General features: G+C 63.5%; 2 protein-coding genes. Both read left to right on the forward strand.

What is annotated here, in order from left to right:
- Nucleotides 1-599 (forward strand): FadR/GntR family transcriptional regulator (locus tag EN964_RS34865; RefSeq protein ID WP_164776401.1); only part of this gene is annotated, 599 nt, incomplete at its 5' end.
- Nucleotides 596-1,315 (forward strand): PLP-dependent transferase (locus EN964_RS34870; protein ID WP_206528820.1); only part of this gene is annotated, 720 nt, incomplete at its 3' end. The genes EN964_RS34865 and EN964_RS34870, both read left to right, overlap by 4 nt.

Below are 1,315 nucleotides of genomic sequence, written 5' to 3' on the forward strand. Positions count from 1 at the left end.
GGCTGAAGGTCAGCCGCAACACCGTGCGCGAGGCACTGACACGCTGGGAAGGGCTCGGCCTCGTCGAGCGCCGGCAGGGCAGCGGCACCTATCTCAAGGCGGCTGTTTCACACGATATGCTGCACATGCCGCTGACGCTGGCGGGCGGCAATGATTTCACCAGCCTGATGCAGACGATGGAGATCCGCCGCGCGCTGGAGGCGGAGGCCGCAGCCCTTTGCGCCGAACGCGCCAGCCAGGCCGACATCGCCGAAATTGCACGCAAGCTCGACATCATGGAGCAGGCGTTCCGCACGCGCGACGGCATGTCGTCGGAAGAGGATTGGGAGTTCCACCAGGCGATCTACCGGGCCTCGGGTAATCCGCTGTTCGAGCAGATCATCGCCGCCATGTACGAATTGTTCCACCGCTTCTGGGAGCATCCGCTCGGCGTTCGCGATTTCGGCCATGCCAGCTTTCCCTATCACCGCACCATCTACGAATGCATCGCAGCCCGTGACCCGCAGGGCGCCCGCGCCGAAGCGCTCAAGCTGATCGCCACCGTCGAGGACGATCTCAAGCGCGGTGCGGCCAAACTCAAACTTTCGAGCCAGACATGAACGAGCATCCATCCGGTTTCGATCACGACTATCTCGCCGAGGCGGCGACACTCTTGGCGCATGACGAACCGTTCCCTGGCGGTGCGGTGGTGCCGCCGATCTACCAGACCTCGCTGTTCACCTTCGCCAGCTATGCCGAGATGGCCGATACCTTTGCTGGCAAACGAAAGCAGCCGATCTATTCGCGCGGCGACAATCCGACGGTGATGGAGTTCGAGGCGCGCGTGGCAGCGCTTGAGGGCGCAGAAGCCGCGCGCGGCTTTTCCAGCGGCATGGCGGCGATCAGCGCCACGGTGCTTGCGTTCGTTGGGGCAGGCGAGCGCATCGTGGCGGTGCGCAATTGCTATGGCGATGCCTACCGTTTGTTCGAGCGGCTGTTGCCGCGGCTCAACATCAAGGTTGATTATGTCGACGGCTCCGACCCGGATGCGGTGGCGGCGGCACTTCCCGGCGCCAAGCTGCTGTATCTGGAAAGCCCGACCTCGATGATGTTCGAGTTGCAGGACATCGCGCATCTGACACGGTTGGCCAAGGAACAGGGCATCGTCACCACCATCGACAATTCCTGGGCGACGCCGGTCTTCCAGAAGCCGATCACGCATGGTGTCGACCGGGTGCTGCATTCGGCCTCGAAATACCTTGGCGGCCACAGCGACACCGTCGCGGGCGTCGTGGCGGGTTCGGCCGCTCATATCAAGCACATCAACGAGCAGACC

The sequence above is a fragment of the Mesorhizobium sp. M7A.F.Ca.CA.001.10.2.1 genome (assembly GCF_003998575.1).
In the GTDB taxonomy this organism is placed as follows: domain Bacteria; phylum Pseudomonadota; class Alphaproteobacteria; order Rhizobiales; family Rhizobiaceae; genus Mesorhizobium.